The 17,122-nt window shown below is 71.3% G+C and carries 14 protein-coding genes; 8 read left to right on the top strand and 6 right to left on the bottom strand.

The window, feature by feature from the left end; translation table 11 throughout:
- Nucleotides 1-22: 22 nt before the first annotated feature.
- Nucleotides 23-1,291 carry a M6 family metalloprotease domain-containing protein gene (locus tag ACIQMR_RS21540; RefSeq protein ID WP_401389480.1) on the bottom strand — a complete coding sequence of 423 codons (1,269 nt, stop codon included), beginning with the start codon at nt 1,289-1,291 and terminating at the stop codon, nt 23-25.
- A gap of 324 nt (nt 1,292-1,615) precedes the next feature.
- Between ACIQMR_RS21540 and ACIQMR_RS21535 the strand changes: the two genes are divergently transcribed.
- Both ACIQMR_RS21535 and ACIQMR_RS21530 read left to right on the top strand, forming a co-directional pair.
- Nucleotides 1,616-2,272, top strand: a complete 657-nt coding sequence (locus ACIQMR_RS21535; protein WP_401389478.1) for a TetR/AcrR family transcriptional regulator — start codon at nt 1,616-1,618, stop codon at nt 2,270-2,272.
- Nucleotides 2,273-2,496: 224 nt separating this feature from the next.
- Nucleotides 2,497-4,035, top strand: coding sequence for an MFS transporter (locus ACIQMR_RS21530; protein WP_401389475.1), 1,539 nt, complete (start codon nt 2,497-2,499; stop codon nt 4,033-4,035).
- Nucleotides 4,036-4,146: 111 nt separating this feature from the next.
- On the opposite strand, the gene ACIQMR_RS21525 is transcribed toward ACIQMR_RS21530, so the two are convergent.
- A complete protein-coding gene (locus ACIQMR_RS21525) occupies nt 4,147-4,653 on the bottom strand; it encodes a MarR family winged helix-turn-helix transcriptional regulator (protein ID WP_401389472.1) in 507 nt (168 codons plus the stop codon).
- A 167-nt stretch (nt 4,654-4,820) separates the two neighbouring features.
- On the opposite strand from ACIQMR_RS21525, the gene ACIQMR_RS21520 reads away from it, so the two are divergent.
- Both ACIQMR_RS21520 and ACIQMR_RS21515 read left to right on the top strand, forming a co-directional pair.
- On the top strand, nt 4,821-5,639 hold the full coding sequence (locus tag ACIQMR_RS21520; RefSeq protein ID WP_401389616.1) for a dioxygenase: 819 nt from the start codon (nt 4,821-4,823) through the stop codon (nt 5,637-5,639).
- A 332-nt stretch (nt 5,640-5,971) separates the two neighbouring features.
- Nucleotides 5,972-6,976: an RNA polymerase sigma factor RpoD/SigA gene (locus tag ACIQMR_RS21515; RefSeq protein ID WP_401389469.1), complete on the top strand. Its 1,005-nt coding sequence runs from the start codon at nt 5,972-5,974 to the stop codon at nt 6,974-6,976.
- Between the two features lie 123 nt (nt 6,977-7,099).
- Here ACIQMR_RS21515 and ACIQMR_RS21510 read toward each other — a convergent pair whose 3' ends face one another.
- Complete coding sequence (locus tag ACIQMR_RS21510; protein ID WP_401389466.1) at nt 7,100-8,062, bottom strand: helix-turn-helix transcriptional regulator; 963 nt, start codon at nt 8,060-8,062, stop codon at nt 7,100-7,102.
- 63 nt (nt 8,063-8,125) lie between these two features.
- On the opposite strand from ACIQMR_RS21510, the gene ACIQMR_RS21505 reads away from it, so the two are divergent.
- The 4 genes from ACIQMR_RS21505 to ACIQMR_RS21490 all read left to right on the top strand — a co-directional run bounded on the left by ACIQMR_RS21505 (nt 8,126) and on the right by ACIQMR_RS21490 (nt 13,743).
- Nucleotides 8,126-9,670, top strand: a complete 1,545-nt coding sequence (locus ACIQMR_RS21505; RefSeq protein ID WP_401389463.1) for an MFS transporter — start codon at nt 8,126-8,128, stop codon at nt 9,668-9,670.
- A 235-nt stretch (nt 9,671-9,905) separates the two neighbouring features.
- Complete coding sequence (locus ACIQMR_RS21500; protein ID WP_266378977.1) at nt 9,906-10,667, top strand: DeoR/GlpR family DNA-binding transcription regulator; 762 nt, start codon at nt 9,906-9,908, stop codon at nt 10,665-10,667.
- Complete coding sequence (gene pfkB, locus ACIQMR_RS21495; protein ID WP_401389460.1) at nt 10,664-11,617, top strand: 1-phosphofructokinase; 954 nt, start codon at nt 10,664-10,666, stop codon at nt 11,615-11,617. Before ACIQMR_RS21500 ends, pfkB begins: the two co-directional genes overlap by 4 nt.
- Nucleotides 11,614-13,743, top strand: a complete 2,130-nt coding sequence (locus tag ACIQMR_RS21490; protein ID WP_401389457.1) for a fructose-specific PTS transporter subunit EIIC — start codon at nt 11,614-11,616, stop codon at nt 13,741-13,743. The genes pfkB and ACIQMR_RS21490 overlap by 4 nt, the downstream gene beginning before the upstream one ends.
- Nucleotides 13,744-13,786: 43 nt before the next feature.
- Here ACIQMR_RS21490 and ACIQMR_RS21485 read toward each other — a convergent pair whose 3' ends face one another.
- The 3 genes from ACIQMR_RS21485 to ACIQMR_RS21475 all read right to left on the bottom strand — a co-directional run bounded on the left by ACIQMR_RS21485 (nt 13,787) and on the right by ACIQMR_RS21475 (nt 17,082).
- Nucleotides 13,787-14,563, bottom strand: a complete 777-nt coding sequence (locus tag ACIQMR_RS21485) for a DUF6227 family protein (RefSeq protein WP_401389454.1) — start codon at nt 14,561-14,563, stop codon at nt 13,787-13,789.
- 163 nt (nt 14,564-14,726) lie between these two features.
- Nucleotides 14,727-15,791, bottom strand: coding sequence for a P1 family peptidase (locus ACIQMR_RS21480; protein WP_401389451.1), 1,065 nt, complete (start codon nt 15,789-15,791; stop codon nt 14,727-14,729).
- A gap of 67 nt (nt 15,792-15,858) precedes the next feature.
- Complete coding sequence (locus ACIQMR_RS21475; protein ID WP_401389449.1) at nt 15,859-17,082, bottom strand: low temperature requirement protein A; 1,224 nt, start codon at nt 17,080-17,082, stop codon at nt 15,859-15,861.
- Nucleotides 17,083-17,122: the final 40 nt, after the last annotated feature.

Raw genomic sequence — 17,122 nt, 5'->3', positions numbered from 1 at the left:
GGGCGCGGTGTGTTCCGGGTCGTCAGGTGCGGGTGACGCGGACCCGGTAGGTCCCGTTCGCGCTCTCCGACAGCACGGTGATCCGGATCCTGTGCGCCGGGTCGACGAACGACTCGCCCGGCCGGTACGGCGCGTCCGACAGCTCGGCGTGCACATTGGGCCGGCGGGTGCAGCCGCCGCTCTCCTTGTCGCTGTCCGCGACGGCGACGGGCCCCTGCCCCGTGTCGACGTCCGTCTCGACGTGGTAGACGAGGACGCCCGGCTCGCAGACGGCCTCGTCGTTGCCCGCGCGGGTGCGGACCTCCACGGCGTAGCCGGCGTCGGAGCCGAGCGGGATCACGACGAGCTTGCGGCCGCCCTTGGTGGCCAGCGGGGTCAGCGCGTACTCGGTACTGCCGGTCGTGGAGGCGCACACGACCTGGTCGCTGTCGAGCCAGCCCAGCTTCCACTTGTGCCAGCCCAGCAGATCGTTGTTGGCGCCCCAGTCCTCGGACATGATGTCCCAGTGGCCGACGGCGCCGCCGCCCTCCGCCGTGTAGAGGTCGGGCAGTCCGAACACATGGCCGTTCTCGTGCGGGAGCACCCGGTAACCCGTCTCGGAGTAGGTCCCCGAGCCGTCGTCCTGGCGGCTGTAGACGAACGACGTGTTGGCGAGCGGCACCCCGTCCGCGTAGGGCGCCTCGTGGTTGCCGGAGAAGGTCACCGACAGGACGGTGTCCAGCGCCGAGGGGCCCGCGTTCGGCGTGACCAGGACGTTGACGAGGTCGTACGCGCTGAAGTCCACCTGGTGGTCGGTGGCGGCCACGATGTCCTGCACCAGCTGGCGGTAGCCCGGCTCGTACGGTGCCCCACGGTCTATCCCGTACGCGGAGAACGGCATCGGCATCCGCAGCCAGCCCTGCAGCGGCGCCTCCGGGCGGTAGACGAGCCTCCCGTACGAGCTGGTGGCGAACCAGTGCTCGGTCTGCGGGAAGAACTCCGCGTACCGGTCCAGTGCCGAGCCCGTTCCCTCCGCGTCCGGGAAGTCGATCATCAGGTTGAGGGCGCGGATCTCGCCGGTGGAACGTACGTAACCCGTCGGGGTCGGCACACCTTCGGACATCTGTACGCCCGTGGTGGAGGTGAGACGGCACGGGTCGAGCGCCGACTCCTTGGCCGCCGCGATGGGACCGGCCGAGGCACGCGAGGTGCCGGGGAGCGTCGAGCTCGCCGAAGTCAGTGCCGCGAAGGTGATGACGGCGAGGGCGCCGAGCGTGCCGGGTCTGCGTATCCGTCGGCGGGTCTGGTGCATGCCGTCGTCCGCCTTCGGCTCCGCGGCAGCCGGCCTGCTCCGGGCTGCGCTCCGTTCGTTCAGCCTGGTGGGAGCCGTGGGAGGGCGCGCGCCGGGAGAGCCGATCGTGGGACACGCCGAAGCGGAGGCGAGGCGGTGACTCAGCTCACACCGATCCGCTCCCGGTCCGGAAATAACCGGGGAGCGTTTCCCCGTTTGCACCGGTGTCCCAGCGAAACGGGGAAGTCGTCCCCGATTCCGCGAAGGCAATCGACCGAGCACCGGCCGAGCACCGGCCGAGCAGCGATCAAGCTGCGATCAACAAGACTGGAAGGACGTGGAGCCGTGAGCCCCGCCACCGACACCGCAGAGCGCCGCGCCACCCGGCCGCGGGCCGACGCTCTGCGCAACCGGGAGCGGATCGTGGCGGCCGCCCGGGAGATGTTCGTCGAGTTCGGCCCCGAGGTGCCGCTCGACGAGATCGCCCGTCGCGCCGGCGTCGGCAACGCGACCCTCTACCGGAACTTCGCGGACCGGGCGGCCCTCGTCCACGAGGTCGTCCTCGCCGTCCTCGGCGGCACGGCCGAGCGTGCGGAGGAGGCGGCCGAGGGGGAGCCGGACCCCTTCATCGCGCTGAGCCGCTTCACCCACGCGGCCGCAGACGAACGGATCGGCGCCCTGTGCCCGATGCTCGCCGGAGGCGTCGACTTCGACAAGGACCATCCCGATCTGCTCGCCGAACGCGACCGGCTCGAAGGGGTCGTCCAGGGTCTCGTCGCCCGTGCCCAGGCGGCAGGAAGGCTCCGCGCCGACGTCGCCGTCGGAGATCTGCTGGTCGCCCTCTCCCAGCTCACCCGGCCGCTTCCGGGCTTCGCCTGCCTGGACATCGACCGGTACACCCACCGCCATCTCCAGCTGTTCCTCGACGGCATCGAGGCGCCCGCGCGCTCCGAACTCCCGGGCACGGCAGCGACCTTGGAGGACCTGAGGCACAGGCCGTAACGACGACGCGCGCCGGCCGCACCTCCTCTGCCTTCTCCGCCCCCGCCCCCTGACTCCTTCGACTCCCTTACCTTCTCACGACCTCACTTCTCGCGACCTCACTGCTCACGACCTCACTTCTCGCGACCTCCTCTCACGACCCGCCTCCTCAGGCACACCTGTCTTCGCGACACCCGTACGTACAACGCTTTTTCACCACTTCACATCCTTAGGTGGCTTCTTCCATGTCAAAAACGGCCGAGACCCAACTGCCCGACTCCGCCGGGCCCGATCCGAGCCGCTGGAAAGCGCTCGTCTTCATAGCCCTCGCCCAGCTGATGGTCGTGCTCGACGCGACGATCGTGAACATCGCGCTGCCCTCCGCCCAGCAGGACCTGGGGATCTCGGACGGCAACCGCCAGTGGGTCATCACGGCCTACGCCCTCGCCTTCGGCGGACTGCTCCTCTTCGGCGGGCGCATCGCCGACCTGTGGGGCCGTAAGCGCACCTTCGTGGTCGGGCTGCTCGGCTTCGCCGCCGCGTCCGCGCTCGGCGGAGCCGCGAACGGCGAGACCATGCTGCTCGGTTCGCGCGCGCTCCAGGGCGCCTTCGGCGCGCTGCTCGCGCCGGCCGCACTGTCCCTGCTCGCCGTGATGTTCACCGACGCCAAGGAGCGGGCCAAGGCGTTCGGGATCTACGGCGCGATCGCCGGTGGCGGTGGCGCGGTCGGTCTGATCCTCGGCGGGTTCCTCACCGAGTACCTGGACTGGCGCTGGACCTTCTACGTCAACATCCCCTTCGCGGTGATCGCCGCCGCGGGCGCGTACTTCGTCATCCGTGAGCCGGCCGGCGGCCGCAACCGCTCGCCGCTCGACGTCCCCGGCGTCGTCCTGTCCACCCTCGGACTGGTGGCGCTCGTCTACGGCTTCACCCGTGCCGAGTCCGACGGCTGGTCGGACCCGACGACGATCGGCCTGTTCGTCGCCTCCGCCGCGCTGCTCGCCGCGTTCGTCGCGGTCGAGGCCAAGGTGAAGTCGCCGCTGCTGCCGCTGCGCGTGCTGACCGAACGCAACCGCGGCGGGGTCTACCTCTCGCTGGGCCTCGCCATCATCGCGATGTTCGGCCTGTTCCTCTTCCTCACGTACTACCTGCAGGTCGTGAAGGGCTACTCGCCCGTGAAGACGGGCTTCGCGTTCCTGCCGATGATCGCGGGCATGATCACGGGCTCCACGCAGATCGGCGCCCGGCTGATGACGCGTGTCCCGCCCCGGCTGCTCATGGGCCCGGGCTTCCTGGTCGCCGCCACGGGCATGCTGCTGCTGACCCAGCTGGAGATCGACTCCTCGTACGCCGGACTGATCCTGCCGGCGCAGCTGCTGCTCGGCCTCGGCATGGGTACGGCCTTCATGCCGGCCATGTCCCTGTCGACGTACGGCATCGAGGCGCGGGACGCGGGTGTCGCCTCGGCGATGGTGAACACCTCGCAGCAGGTCGGCGGCGCCATCGGCACGGCGCTGCTCAACACGATCGCCGCGTCCGCGACGACTTCGTACATCGCCGCGCGCGCGGCCGGGGCCACCGGTCCCGAGGCCCAGCAGCTGCTCCAGCTCCAGGGCATGGTGCACGGCTACTCCAGTGCCATCTGGTGGGCCGTCGGCATCCTGGCGGCCTCCGCCGTGATCGCGTTCGTCCTCATCGACTCCGGACGGCCCGGCACCACGGCCGTGGCGTCCTCGGGGGAGAGCGCCGAGGACGAGGTGAGGATCCCGGTCGTCGCCCACTGAGGCAGAGCCGGTGCTGTCGAGTGCCGGCGCAGCCGACAGTCGGCACCACGGGCAGGGAGCGGGCCCCTGCCGGAGTCCAGCGGACTCCGGCAGGGGCCCGCGTGCGTGCGGTCAGCGCAGCCAGGGGAGGTCGGCGCCGGTGCCGTCCGGCTGGAGGGTCTCGGTCATGATCCGGGTGATCTCGCCCAGCTGGCGCACCTGGTCCGGGCTGAGCCGGTCGAAGATCGCCTGCCGTACGGCGGCGACATGGCCGGGTGCCGCCTTCTTCAGGACGTCGAAACCCTGGTCGGTCAGGCAGGCGTTCTGCCCTCGCTTGTCGGAGGGACAGTCCTCGCGGCGCACCCAGCCGTTCCTCTCCAGGCGTGCGATCGCGTGCGAGAGCCGGGAGCGGGTGATCTTGGCGTCCTTGGCGAGCTCGGTCATGCGCAGACGACGGCGCGGTGCCTCGGCGAGCTGGACGAGCAGACCGTAGTAGATGTGGGGCATGCCCGCGTCCCGCTGGAGCTGGCGGTCGAGACTGTCCTCGAGGAGGGTCGTGGCGTGGAGGTAGGAGCGCCACACGCGCTGCTCCTCGGCGGTGAGCCAGCGGGGTTCACCCGCGTTCGGTGCCGTGGTCATGCATCTATCCTACGGCCTGTTCTTGAAAGTTGAACTAGATCTGCGTACGGTATTTCCCGAAGGAACTTGAAGGTTCAAGATTTCAGGCTCACTGCCGGGAGGCTCCCGTGAACGCTGCCGACGTGACCGCGGATCGCACCGCCGGGACCACCGCTCCCGCGGAACGGATGCCCGTCCTCTATCTCTCGCACGGCGCACCGCCCCTGGCCGACGACCCGGTCTGGCCCGGCCAGCTCGCCGCGTGGTCGGCGTCGCTGCCCAGGCCCACGGCCGTCCTGATGATCTCGGCCCACTGGGAGGAGGCCCCGCTCGCGCTCGGCGCGACGCGGACCGTGCCGCTCGTGTACGACTTCTGGGGCTTCCCCGAGCACTACTACCGGGTGCGGTACGAGGCCCCGGGTGCGCCCGCGCTCGCCGAGTCCGTACGGAAACTGCTGCGCGGCCCCGGCACGCCCGTGCAGGACATCCCCGACCGCGGCCTCGACCACGGGGCGTACGTCCCGCTCGTCGAGATGTTCCCCGGTGCCGACATCCCCGTACTCCAGGTCTCCATGCCGACCCTGGACCCGCAACGGCTCCTGGAGATCGGGCGCAGGCTGGCACCGCTGCGCGACGAGGGTGTGCTGATCGTCGGCAGCGGCTTCTTCACCCACAATCTGGCGGCGCTGCGGCACACGGGTGGCACAGTGCCCGGCTGGTCGGCCGAGTTCGACGACTGGGGGCAGCGGGCACTGGCCGCCGCCGATGTGGACGCGCTGCTGGACTTCGAGCGCAAGGCCCCGGCCGGGAAGCTGGCTCATCCGCGGACCGAGCACTTCGCGCCGCTGTTCGTGACCCTCGGGCTCTCGGAGGGGGACCTGTCGAGCGGGGGCGCGGGCGGCTCCGGGGGTTCCGGTGGCTCCGGCCCCGGTGGCGGTCGTGGTGCCCGCAGCGTCATCGACGGATTCTGGATGGGGCTGGCGAAGAGGTCGGTCCAGTTCGGCTAGGGCGATCCGGTTCGGTCGACCGGGCTCGAGCGTCCGGGGCGGTTCGGGCGGGGCGATCCGGGTAGGGCGATTCGGGCGGAGCAACCAGATCGAGGTCGGAGTCGTCTTCATGGGTGGCGGCGCGGTGGCGGGCGGCGCTGTGGATCCGCGCTTCTGACCTGCGGTTCTGTGCACGCTCGGGGACGCTGGAGGCGTCAGCGGCGGTGCAGGGTACTGCAAGATCACGAAAATCTGTGCACCGCGTGGGAATTCTGTCCGGATTCCAGTCGTTGTTTCCGTCGGATGCAGGGCACCCGCGAGGGTGTCGCGACCTACTCAGCAAGGGAGCTCGCATGGCAACCCGTGCCGTCGCCCGTCGTCAGTCCGCCGCCAATGGGACCAGGGCTGATGGGGCAAGCAGTGTTCGCGCCGCGACCGGGGAGATCGCCGACCGCGATCTGGTCGGCATGTATCTCGACGAGATCGCGCGCACGCCGCTGCTGGATGCCGCCAAGGAGGTCGAGCTCTCCCAGACGATCGAGGCCGGCGTCTATGCGAGGCAGATCCTCGGCGAGGAAGTGGACAGTGGCGCTGCCGGTGCCTCGCGTGAGGAGCTGCAGGCCCTCGTCGAAGCCGGCGAGCGCGCCAAGGACATCTTCATCAAGTCGAACCTCCGCCTGGTGGTGGCCGTCGCGCGGCGCTATCCGCGCAGCGGTCTGCCGCTGCTGGACCTGATCCAGGAGGGCAACGCGGGCCTGGTCCGCGCCGTGGAGAAGTTCGACTACACGAAGGGCTTCAAGTTCTCCACGTATGCCACGTGGTGGATCCGCCAGGCCATCACCCGCTCCATAGCCGACCAGTCCCGTACGATCCGGCTGCCCGTCCATCTGGTCGAGGAGCTGGGCCGGATCCGCCGCGTCCAGCGGGAGTTCAACCGTGAGCACGGACGCGAGCCCGAGCCGGCCGAGGTGGCAGCGGAGCTGGGCTCGACGCCTGAGCGGGTCATCGATGTGCTGGACTGGGCCCGTGACCCCGTCTCGCTGAACATGGCGGTGGACGACGAGGGCGAGACGCAGTTCGGCGATCTGCTGGAGGACACCTCCGCGGTGTCGCCCGAGCAGTCCGTGCTGACGTTGCTGCGCAGCGAGGAGCTCGACGATCTGATCGACAGGCTCGACCACCGCACCGCCTCGATCATCCGGATGCGGTACGGCATCGAGGACGGCCGCGAGCGCACGCTGACCGAGGTCGGCAAGGAGCACGGCCTCACGCGAGAGCGCATCCGTCAGATCGAGAAGCACGCACTGCTGGAGCTGAAGCGGATGGCCCGGGACACGGGCTTCGACGCGGCGGCGTAACGGCGGCGGCGCGACGAGCGCCGGCCCCACGAGCGCCGGCCCGACGGGCGATGGGCGACCTGCCCCCGCCCCCGAGAGCGGACCCCGGCACCCTACCCCCCCTGGTGCCGGGGTCCTTCGCGTTCAGCTGCCCGCCCGGGTCAGACGTGCGCCGAGTTCCGTCAGGTAGTCGGACAGTGAAGCCGGCCCGTGGACCGTGAACTCGCAGTCGACCAGGGCGAGTCGCAGCGCGACCCACTCCAGCGAGTCCTGCGAACGGGTACGCAGCCGGCAGGTGCCCGGGCCGGTGGGCTCGGGTGCGCCGAGATAGTCCGGCAGCCGGGCGGCGACGAAGTCCGCCGGTGCCTCGAAGCTGACGTCCAGCGTGTGCTCCGGCTGGTTGCGGGACATGGAGTGCGAGAAGAACTCCGCCGCGTCCCCGCCGGTCGGTAGCTCACGCGGGGTGAAGCGGGCGCCGGTGGCGAACGGTTCGCTGACCCGGTCGACCCGGAACGTACGCCAGTCCTCCCGCCCGAGGTCGTACGCCACGAGGTACCACCGCCGCCCGGTCGAGACCAGCCGATACGGCTCGACCTGCCGCTTCGTCTCCGTACCGTCGCCCGAGCGATAGCCGAAGCGCAGCCGCTCCCGGCCGGTGACGGTCGCCGCGATGGCGGTGAGGGTGTGCGGGTCGACGGTCGCCCCGTCGCCGCGGGTCAGCGGGATCGTCGCGTTCTGGAGCGTGGAGACGCGGTGCCGCAGCCGTGACGGCAGCACCTGCTCCAGCTTGGCCAGGGCCCGTACGGACGCCTCGTCCACGCCCTCGATGGCATGGCCGGCGCCCGCCCGGAGCCCCACGGCGATCGCGACCGCCTCCTCGTCGTCGAGGAGCAGCGGCGGCATGGCGGCACCCGCGACCAGGCGGTATCCGCCCACCGCGCCCTTGGTCGCCTCGACGGGATAGCCGAGGTCGCGCAGCCGGTCGATGTCCCGGCGGATCGTGCGCGGGCTGACCTGGAGCCGTTCGGCGAGTTCACTGCCCGGCCACTCGCGCGGCGTCTGGAGCAGCGACAGCAGATTCAGCAGTCGTGCCGGCGTGTCTCTCATAACACTCAGGTTCCCAGGCTTCTAGGACATGACCTGACCTATATCGTTCCTAGGTTGCTCCGCATGAGCTCCCACGACGCCGTACTGGATACGGCTCCCGACCCCGCTGCCCCTGCCGACCGGCGCCGCTGGATAGCCCTGGCCATCGTCATGACGGCCGCCTTCATGGACCTGGTCGACGTCACCATCGTCAATATCGCGATCCCGTCGATCGAGCACGATCTCGGTGCGTCGTTCGGTGCCATCCAGTGGATCACCGCGGGGTACGCGCTGGCCTTCGCCGCCGGCCTGATCACCGGTGGCCGACTCGGTGACATCTACGGCCGCAGGCGGCTCTTCCTGGTCGGCATCACCGGTTTCACGATCGCCTCCGCGCTCTGCGGATTCGCCGCGGGACCCGAGATGCTGGTCGCCTCGCGGCTGCTGCAGGGTGCGATGGCCGCGATGATGGTGCCCCAGGTCCTCGCGATCATCCATGTCACCTTCCCGGCGCACGAACGCGGCAAGGTCTTCGGGATGTTCGGCGCGATCGTGGGCCTCGGGGCGGTCTCGGGCCCGCTGCTCGGCGCGCTGCTCACGCAGTGGAACCTGTTCGGCCTCGAGTGGCGGCCGATCTTCCTGATCAATCTGCCGGTCGGTGTCGCGGGAGTCATCCTCGGCCGGAAGTTCATCGCCGAGTCCCGTGCCGAGAAGGCGCTCCGCCTCGACCTGGTCGGCGTCGCCCTCGTCACCACCGGTCTGCTCATGCTGGTCTACCCGCTCACGCGCGGCCGTGAGCTGGACTGGCCGCTCTGGGGCCACCTGTGCATGGCGGCCAGCCCGCTCGTGTTCGCCGTGTTCGTGGCGTACGAGAAGCGCAAGACCCGCAAGGACGGCTCGCCGCTCGTCGAGCTGTCGCTGTTCCGGGTGAAGAGCTTCGCCGCCGGTATCGCGGTCCAGCTGACCTTCGGTGTGGTCCTGGGCATCTTCTTCCTGGTCTGGACGCTGTACATGCAGATCGGTCTGGGCTGGAGCCCGCTCAAGGCGGGCCTCACCGGAGTGCCGTTCTCCATCGCGGTGTCGCTGGCCGCCGGCCTGTCCGTACAGAAGCTGGTGCCGCGCTTCGGCCGCAAGGTGCTGCAGGCGGGTGCGCTCACCATGGCGGCCGGGCTGCTCCTCTACATCTGGGAGGCCGGGCGGTACGGCACGGACATCCAGTCCTGGCAGATGATCGCGCCGCTGGTGATCATGGGGCTCGGCATGGGGCTGATCGTGGCGCCGCTGACGGACGCGGTGCTCTCCGACGTGCCGCGTGAGCACGCCGGGTCGGCGTCGGGGCTGATCAACACGACCGGGCAGATGGGCAATGCGCTGGGCCTCGGACTGGTCTCGGTCGTGTTCTTCGGGGTGATCGACGAGAAGCCGCTGACGTCGCAGGGAGCCGTCGGCCGGGCCTTCGCGGACGCGTTCCAGGGCTCGCTGTGGTGGGTCGTGGCGGTGCTCGCGGTGATCTTCGCGGTGATGTTCGCCCTGCCGGCGCGTCCGAAGCAGCACCTGGAGGGCGCGGACGCCTCCGGGGAGGGCGTCGGCGCGGGTACGGAGGAGCAGGAGCTGGTGCTGACGCGCTGAGCCGACCGCTCCGCAGAGCCGCCGACTGCTCCGCAGAGCCGACCGCTCCGCTGCTCAGCAGAGGTTCTCAGTAGAGGCCCGGCGCCGGGATGTTCCCCGGCGCCGGGCCTCTTTCTGTGCCTGCTCGAGTCCGTATGTGCCCGTGTGGATGCCCGAGTCTGTTTACTTCGTGTCGACGGGGGCGTAGCCTGACCCTGAAACCACAGGTTCGGGCATGGAATGGACGTAAACCCACATGTACGCACCGGAGCGTCAGCAGCAGATCCTCCGCCTCGCCCGTGAGGGCGGACGGGTCGACGTGCTGTCTCTCGCCGACGAGTTCCAGGTCACCGCCGAGACCATCCGGCGCGATCTGAAGACCCTCGACCGGGCCGGGCTCGTGCGCCGGGTGCACGGCGGGGCCATCCCGGCCGGGCGGCTCGACTTCGAGCCGGACCTCGCCGAGCGCGAGTCCACCGCCGCCGACGAGAAGGACCGCATCGCGCACGCCGCCCTCGCCGAACTCCCCGAGGACGGCAGCGTCATCCTCGACGCCGGCTCCACGGTGGCCAGGCTGGCCGCGGCCTTCCCGCTGGAGTGCTCGCTGACCGTCGTCACCCACGCGCTGCCCGCCGCCGCCCGGCTCGCCGACCACCCCGGGATCGACCTGCATCTCGTCGGCGGCCGCGTCCGCCACCGCACGCGCGCCGCCGTCGACGCCTGGGCCCTGCGGGCGTACGGGGAGATCCGGGCCGATGTCGTCTTCCTCGGCACCAACGGCTTCTCGGCCGGAAGCGGGCTGACCACACCCGACCTCGCCGAGGCGGCCGTCAAGCGCGCCGTCGTCGCGGCGGCGCGGCGCGTGGTGCTCCTCGCCGACTCCGCCAAGTACGGCGAGGAGCACTTCGCCCGCTTCGCGGGCCTCGCCGATGTCGATCTGCTCATCACGGACAGCGGGCTCAGCCCCGAGGACGCCGCGGCTGTCGAGGCCGCGGGCACGGAAGTAGTACGTACATGATTCTCACCGTCACCCCGAATCCCTCGCTGGACCGGACGTACGAGATCCCGGACCTGGAGCGCGGCGAAGTGCTGCGGGCCACCGGCGACCGCATGGACCCCGGCGGCAAGGGCGTCAACGTCTCGCGGGCGGTCGCGGCGGCCGGACACCGGACCGTCGCCGTACTGCCGCTCGGCGGCCCGCCCGGCAGGCTCGTCGCGGAACTCCTGGCAGGGCAGGGCATCGAGACCGCGGTCGTGCCGGTCGCGGGAGTGACGCGGTCGAACGTGGCGCTCGCCGAGCCGGACGGCACACTGACCAAGATCAACGCGTCGGGGCCCGAACTCACCGCGGCGGAATCGCAGGCGCTGCTCGCCATGGTCGCAGCGCGCTCCCGTACCGCCGACTGGATCGCCTGCTGCGGCAGCCTTCCGCGTGGCCTGGCGCCCTCCTGGTACACCGAACTGGTCGCCCGCGCCCATGAGTCGGGCGCCCGGATCGCGCTGGACACCTCCGGGCCGTCACTGACGGCGGCTCTCTCCGCCCGGCCCGATGTCGTCAAGCCGAACGCCGACGAACTCGCCGAGGCGGTCGGACGGCCGCTGGCCACGGTCGGCGACGCGGTGAAGGCGGCGGAGGAACTGCGCACGCGCGGCGCGGGCGTGGTGCTGGCCAGCCTCGGAGCGGACGGTCAGCTTCTCGTCTCGGGCGCCGGCGCGTTCTACGGCGCCGCGTCGGTCGCCGCCGTACGCAGCAACGTCGGCGCGGGCGACGCGTCCCTGGCCGGCTTCCTGGCGGCGGGCGCCGACGGACCCGACGCCCTGGCCGCCGCGGTCGCCCATGGCGCGGCCGCCGTCCAGCTGCCGGGCAGTGTGATGCCCACGCCGTCCGATCTCGATCCCGCCGCGGTTCTGGTGACCGCGGACGTCCCCCTGGACCGCGCACTCACGGAGCAAGGGAGCCCGCGATGAGCGACATGATCACCGCGGACCTGGTCGACCTCGACCTGGCCGCCGCGACGAAGGAAGAGGCGGCCAGGTCGCTCGCCGAGCGCATGGTCGCGCTCGGCCGTGTCACCGACCTCGACGGCTTCCTGGCCGATGTGGCGGCGCGTGAGGCGCAGATGCCGACGGGCCTGGACGGCGGCATCGGCATCCCCCACTGCCGCAGCGCGCATGTCACCGAACCCACCCTGGCCTTCGGACGCGCCGTCACCGGCATCGACTTCGGCGCACCCGACGGACCCGCCGACCTCGTCTTCCTCATAGCGGCCCCCTCGGGCGCCGACGACGCGCACCTCACCATCCTCTCCGCCCTCGCCCGCCGACTGATGGACCCGGACTTCACGTCCGCCCTGCGCGAGACGGACTCCCCGACGACCGCGGCGGCCCTCGTCCGCGGCGATGTCGAACCGGCGGACGCGTCGGCGGCTTCCGCCGCTTCCGCTGCCGAGGTGGCGACGGGCCCCGAGTCCGACCGGGTCACGTCTCCCACCGGTACGGGCACGGGCACTGGCACTGGTGCGGAGCCGGCTGCCGAGTCTGCGCCTGCGTCTGCGTCTGCGTCTGTGTCCGCGTCCGCGTCCGTGCCGGGCGAGGATGCCGCGGAGCCGGAGGGTTCCACACCCTTCCGGGTCGTCGCCGTCACCTCCTGTCCCACCGGGATCGCGCACACCTACATGGCCGCGGAAGCCCTGGAGCGCGCGGGGCAGGAAGCCGGGGTCGAGGTCACTGTGGAGACGCAGGGGTCCGCCGGGTTCGCCCGGCTGGACGCCGCGGTCGTCGAGGCCGCGGACGCCGTGATCTTCGCGCACGACGTCCCCGTACGGGACAAGGAGCGCTTCGCCGGGAAGCCCACCGTGGACGTCGGGGTGAAGGCCGGGATCAACCGGGCGGCCGAACTCATCGCCGAGGCCCGGGAGAAGGCCGCCCGCGGCGAGGCGAGCGCCGTGTCCCGGCCCGCCCCCGTCGAGGGCGCGGGCGAGCCCGGTGAGGGGTACGGCAGCAAGCTCCGCAAGTGGCTGATGTCCGGTGTCAGTTACATGATCCCGTTCGTCGCCGCCGGCGGTCTCCTCATCGCCCTGGGCTTCGCCCTCGGCGGCTACGAGATCACCAGCGCCAAATCCGTCGCCGACGTCTTCGTGTGGGGCGACCACACCAGCTGGGCCGCGCTTCTGTTCCAGATCGGCGGGCTCGCGTTCAGCTTCCTGATCCCCGTCCTCGCCGGATACATCGCGTACGGAATGGCCGACCGCCCCGGCCTCGTCCCGGGCTTCGTCGGCGGCGCGATCGCCATCACCATCAAGGCGGGCTTCCTGGGCGGTCTGGTCGCCGGACTGCTCGCCGGCGCCGTCGTCCTGGCGATCCAGAAGGTCAGGGTGCCCGACGTCCTGCGCGGCATCATGCCCGTCGTCGTGATCCCGTTGATCTCCTCCGCGATCGTCGGCTTCCTGATGTTCCTGGTCATCGGCAAGCCGCTCGCCTCGCTCCAGCAGGCCCTCACCGACTGGCTGAACGGCCTCAGCGGCGCCAACGCGATCATCCTTGGCGCGATCCTCGGCCTGATGATGTGTTTCGACCTGGGCGGCCCGCTCAACAAGGTCGCGTACACCTTCGCGGTCGGCGGCCTCGCCACTCCCAACGAGGGCTCGCTCAAGGTCATGGCGGCCGTCATGGCCGCGGGCATGGTGCCGCCGCTCGCGATGGCACTGGCCACGACGGTGCGCGGCAAGCTGTTCACCAAGGCCGAACGTGAGAACGGCAAGGCGGCCTGGGTGCTGGGTGCTTCGTTCATCACGGAGGGTGCGATCCCGTTCGCCGCCGCCGACCCGCTGAGGGTCATCCCTTCAGTGATGGCGGGCGGCGCGGTCACCGGCGCCCTGTCGATGGCCTTCGAATGCACACTGCGCGCGCCGCACGGCGGCATCTTCGTCGTCCCGCTGATCGGCAACGCGTTCCTCTACCTGCTCGCGATCCTCGCGGGCACGGTGGTCGCCGCCGGTCTGGTCATCCTGCTGAAGGGCATGAGGAAGACCTCCCAGACCCCTCCGCAGCCCGCGGCCACCGCCGAGAAGTCCGCAGTCGTCGCGGCGGTCTGAGCACTCGCCTGCCGGGCTGCCGAGCCGTCGGGCAGCCCTCGGGTCAGCGCACCCGCGCGCGGAACTCCATGGCTTCGCGCGCGGTGCGCTCGTCCTCGTACACCTCGCACATGTGACGGCCGTCGGGCGTGGCCGTGTGCTCCACTTCCCACAGGCTCAGCTCCGTGCCGTCGAGCAGCAGGAACGCGTGCTCGTAGAGCGTGAAGCCCGCGTCCCGGGCGTCGGCGAGGCACTGCCGGCCGAACGCCTGGCCGATGTGGTGCGCGAACGCCGCCCGAAGCAGCCTGGCGGTGTCCTCGCCCGGCCGGTCCGGATTCTCGGCTCGGCGCAGCAGCCGCCGGGCGTGGTCCGCGGAGTCGTCCGGGACGTACCTGCGCGCGGGGACCGCCGGAGGGGCAGCCAGCAGCCTGCCGAGCAGCTCCAGCTCGGCGTCGAGCCCCTCGGTGTCGGGGTCCGCCTCGGGCGCGGCCCCGGATATCGCCGCATGGCCGGTACGCCCGCCGTGCTCCGAGCACAGCCTGGACGCCGCGAGCCGGGCCTCCGACTCGTCCACGTACAGCTCATGCTGCCGGGCGCCGCCCCGTCCGCTGTTGTGCACGAGCTCCCACAGGGTGAGGGAGGAGCCGTCGGCCAGCAGATACGCATGCCGGTAGGTCGTACGGTGCAGGGCGGCGCTGTGGTGCGAGGAGTGCAGCGAACTGTCGTGGGCCAGCGCGGATTCGAGACGGTCGACCATGGTGTCGGGAAGGTCGAAGGAGTTGAGTGCCCGACCCAGGAGCCGTTCGAGGTGCGTCTCGGTTGTCTCGTAGGGATCGTTCAAGGTGGATCTCCCGGATCTCCAGGCCGTTGCCACACGTCACTTGATGACTGCTTAACGTAGTCCCTGGGTCTGACATCGCGTCCCGGGTTCCGGAAAACGAGCGGCTCACACGCAAAAGTTCCGCGCGCCGTCCGCGCGCGCCTCAACTCCCTGACGCAGTACGTCAGTCCGCGTTGGGGGCGCCGCGTGGCCCGAGCCCGTACAGCTCCGTGTACGAGGGGAAGTCGCCGCCTGCCCCGGTGACACTCCGTGCGGCCAGCAGAGCGCGGACGATCGCCCTCGTCACGACATCCGCCCCTGCCGCGAGAACGGCGTTGAGGGCGAGCGGATGGCCGTCGAGCGGACGGGCGCCGGTGGCCAAGGTGAAGACGGTGTCGCCGTCGTTGAGGAGATGCACCGGGTGCACGGCGCGCGCGATACCGTCGTGCGCCGTGCCGGCGAGCTTCTGCGCCTGCGCGCGGGTCAGTTCGGCGTCGGTGGCGACGACGGCGAGGGTGGTGTTCAGCGGCGGTGCCCCGTTGCGGTCGGCGGCCTCCGCGAGCCGGTGCAGGGCTGCGGCGTGCACCTCTGGCGGCGGCGGAACGGGCAGCCCGCCCGTGACGTACTGCCCGTAGAGCACACCGGTGTCCAGGTCGACCGCCGAACCGGCCGCGTTGGCCACGACCAGCGCGGCGACCGTCGCCCCGCTGGGCAGGACGGTGCTCGCCGTGCCGATGCCGCCCTTGATACGGCCGACCACCGCGCCCGTCCCGGCGCCGACCGAGCCCTCCTCCACCGGCGCGCCCGGCTCCGTGAGCGCCGCCGCCTCCACGGCCGCGCGTCCCGTCGAGGCATCCGGCCTGGCCCGCCAGTCCCCGCCGCGGCCGAGGTCGAAGACGCAGGCGGCGGGGACGACCGGTACGACCTGGCCGGGTTCCCGCCCGGCCGGCACCCCGCGGCCCTGCTCCTCCAGCCACGCCATCACGCCGGACGCGGAGTCCAGCCCGTACGCGCTGCCTCCGGTCAGGACGACCGCGTCGATGCGCTGGACCAGATTGCGGGGGTCGAGCGCGTCGGTCTCCCGGGTGCCGGGTCCGCCACCACGGACGTCGACCGCGGCGACGGCCCCGCCCTCGGGAGCGAGGACGACCGTGGTGCCGCTGAGGGCGCCCTCCCCGGAGAGCCGGGCGTGGCCGACCCGGAGGCCGGGCACGTCGGTCAGTGCGTCGTTCGGTGCCTTGTCTGCCATGCGTTCTGCGTATCACGCGTGCCGGGCGGCGTGGCCGGGTCCGGGAGAGGTCCGCCCGTGGCGTCGATCACCCGGCCGGTGCTCCGGCGGTGGCCCCTGGCCCGGGGCGGTTCGCGCGACGGCTCAGTGTCTCTCCGGCCGCGACCGTGGCAGCCGCCACCAGCCCGGCCGCGAGCACGGCATGCTCGCCCGCCAGGGTGCAGAGGAGGATCGCCAGCGCCGAGCAGGGCAGGATCAGTTGCTGCCAGAGGCCGTGCTTGAAGTGGCGTGCGTGCAGCAGCCAGACGGTCAGCAGGAACGCCGCCGTGGGTACGGTGACCGCGGCCGCCGCCGCGACCTCGGAGATGTGCGACTTGTGGACGGCCGTCTCGACGGCGACCTCCAGACCCGCGCCGATGGCCGCCGCGCACGCGAAGATCACATAGTGGCCGTAACCCCACAGGAACGCCTCGTCGCCGGCCTCCAGCCGGACGTGGACCGGGACGGCGAAGTAGATCCACCAGGCGGCGAACACGATCAGCAGCCCTCCGACGGCGATCGGCACCAGCACCCCCAGCGCGTTGCTCACATCCAGTGCGGAACGCACCCCCACGGTGGCGGCCAGGATCGTCTCGCCGAGCACGATGATGGTGAACAGGCCGTAGCGCTCGGCGATGTGGTGGGCGTGCCAGCTGGTGGCCATGGAGCGCTCGGCGATGAGCGGTACGGCCATCTCGGCCAGCGCCAGCACCAGGAACGCCCAGGGCCGTACGTGCTGCGGGAGTACGAGCAGTGCCAGCCAGCCGATCTGGCAGAGCACGATCCCGCCCGCGTACCGCAGGGCCGTCCTCCGCTCCGCGCCGCGGGTCGAGGCCGCGACCCTCAGCCACTGCCCGACGAGCGCGATCCGCATCACCACGTAGCCCAGGAAGACGACCACGTAGTCCTGGTCGAGGAAGGCGCGCGAGACCCCGGCCGCGAGGATCAGCACGCCCGCGATCTGGATGAGCGTGACGATGCGGTACGGGATGTCGTCGGTGTCGTACGCGGAGGCGAACCAGGTGAAGTTCATCCACGCCCACCAGATCGCGAAGAACACCATGGCGTAGTTCAGCAGTCCGTCGCCGGCGTGGTTCTCGGCCACGGCATGGACCAGCTGCGCCCCGGCCTGGTTCACGGCGACGACGAAGCAGAGGTCGAAGAAGAGTTCCAGCGGGGTCGCGGCGCGATGGGCCTCGTCGCGACGGCGCGCACGCATACGGCGCCGGGATCCCGAGCCGCCGCTCTCGGCGGATGCGGAAGTGGAGGTCATGCCTCCAGCACACCAGAGCGAGCGGGACGGCGTGGCGAGA

The sequence above is a fragment of the Streptomyces sp. NPDC091376 genome (assembly GCF_044757085.1).
GTDB classification, from domain to species: Bacteria; Actinomycetota; Actinomycetes; order Streptomycetales; family Streptomycetaceae; genus Streptomyces; species Streptomyces pratisoli.
This window is presented reverse-complemented; position numbering and strand designations above follow the sequence as displayed.

Bases quoted from the DNA above. Each gene is read 5' to 3' on its own strand.
- ACIQMR_RS21500 (WP_266378977.1), top strand. From the start codon at position 9,906: ATGTACGCACCGGAGCGTCAGCAGCAGATCCTCCGCCTCGCCCGTGAG.
- pfkB (WP_401389460.1), top strand. From the start codon at position 10,664: ATGATTCTCACCGTCACCCCGAATCCCTCGCTGGACCGGACGTACGAG.
- ACIQMR_RS21530 (WP_401389475.1), top strand. From the start codon at position 2,497: ATGTCAAAAACGGCCGAGACCCAACTGCCCGACTCCGCCGGGCCCGAT.
- ACIQMR_RS21520 (WP_401389616.1), top strand. From the start codon at position 4,821: ATGCCCGTCCTCTATCTCTCGCACGGCGCACCGCCCCTGGCCGACGAC.
- ACIQMR_RS21490 (WP_401389457.1), top strand. From the start codon at position 11,614: ATGAGCGACATGATCACCGCGGACCTGGTCGACCTCGACCTGGCCGCC.
- ACIQMR_RS21515 (WP_401389469.1), top strand. From the start codon at position 5,972: ATGGCAACCCGTGCCGTCGCCCGTCGTCAGTCCGCCGCCAATGGGACC.
- ACIQMR_RS21475 (WP_401389449.1), bottom strand. From the start codon at position 17,082: ATGACCTCCACTTCCGCATCCGCCGAGAGCGGCGGCTCGGGATCCCGG.
- ACIQMR_RS21480 (WP_401389451.1), bottom strand. From the start codon at position 15,791: ATGGCAGACAAGGCACCGAACGACGCACTGACCGACGTGCCCGGCCTC.
- ACIQMR_RS21540 (WP_401389480.1), bottom strand. From the start codon at position 1,291: ATGCACCAGACCCGCCGACGGATACGCAGACCCGGCACGCTCGGCGCC.
- ACIQMR_RS21525 (WP_401389472.1), bottom strand. From the start codon at position 4,653: ATGACCACGGCACCGAACGCGGGTGAACCCCGCTGGCTCACCGCCGAG.
- ACIQMR_RS21510 (WP_401389466.1), bottom strand. From the start codon at position 8,062: ATGAGAGACACGCCGGCACGACTGCTGAATCTGCTGTCGCTGCTCCAG.
- ACIQMR_RS21505 (WP_401389463.1), top strand. From the start codon at position 8,126: ATGAGCTCCCACGACGCCGTACTGGATACGGCTCCCGACCCCGCTGCC.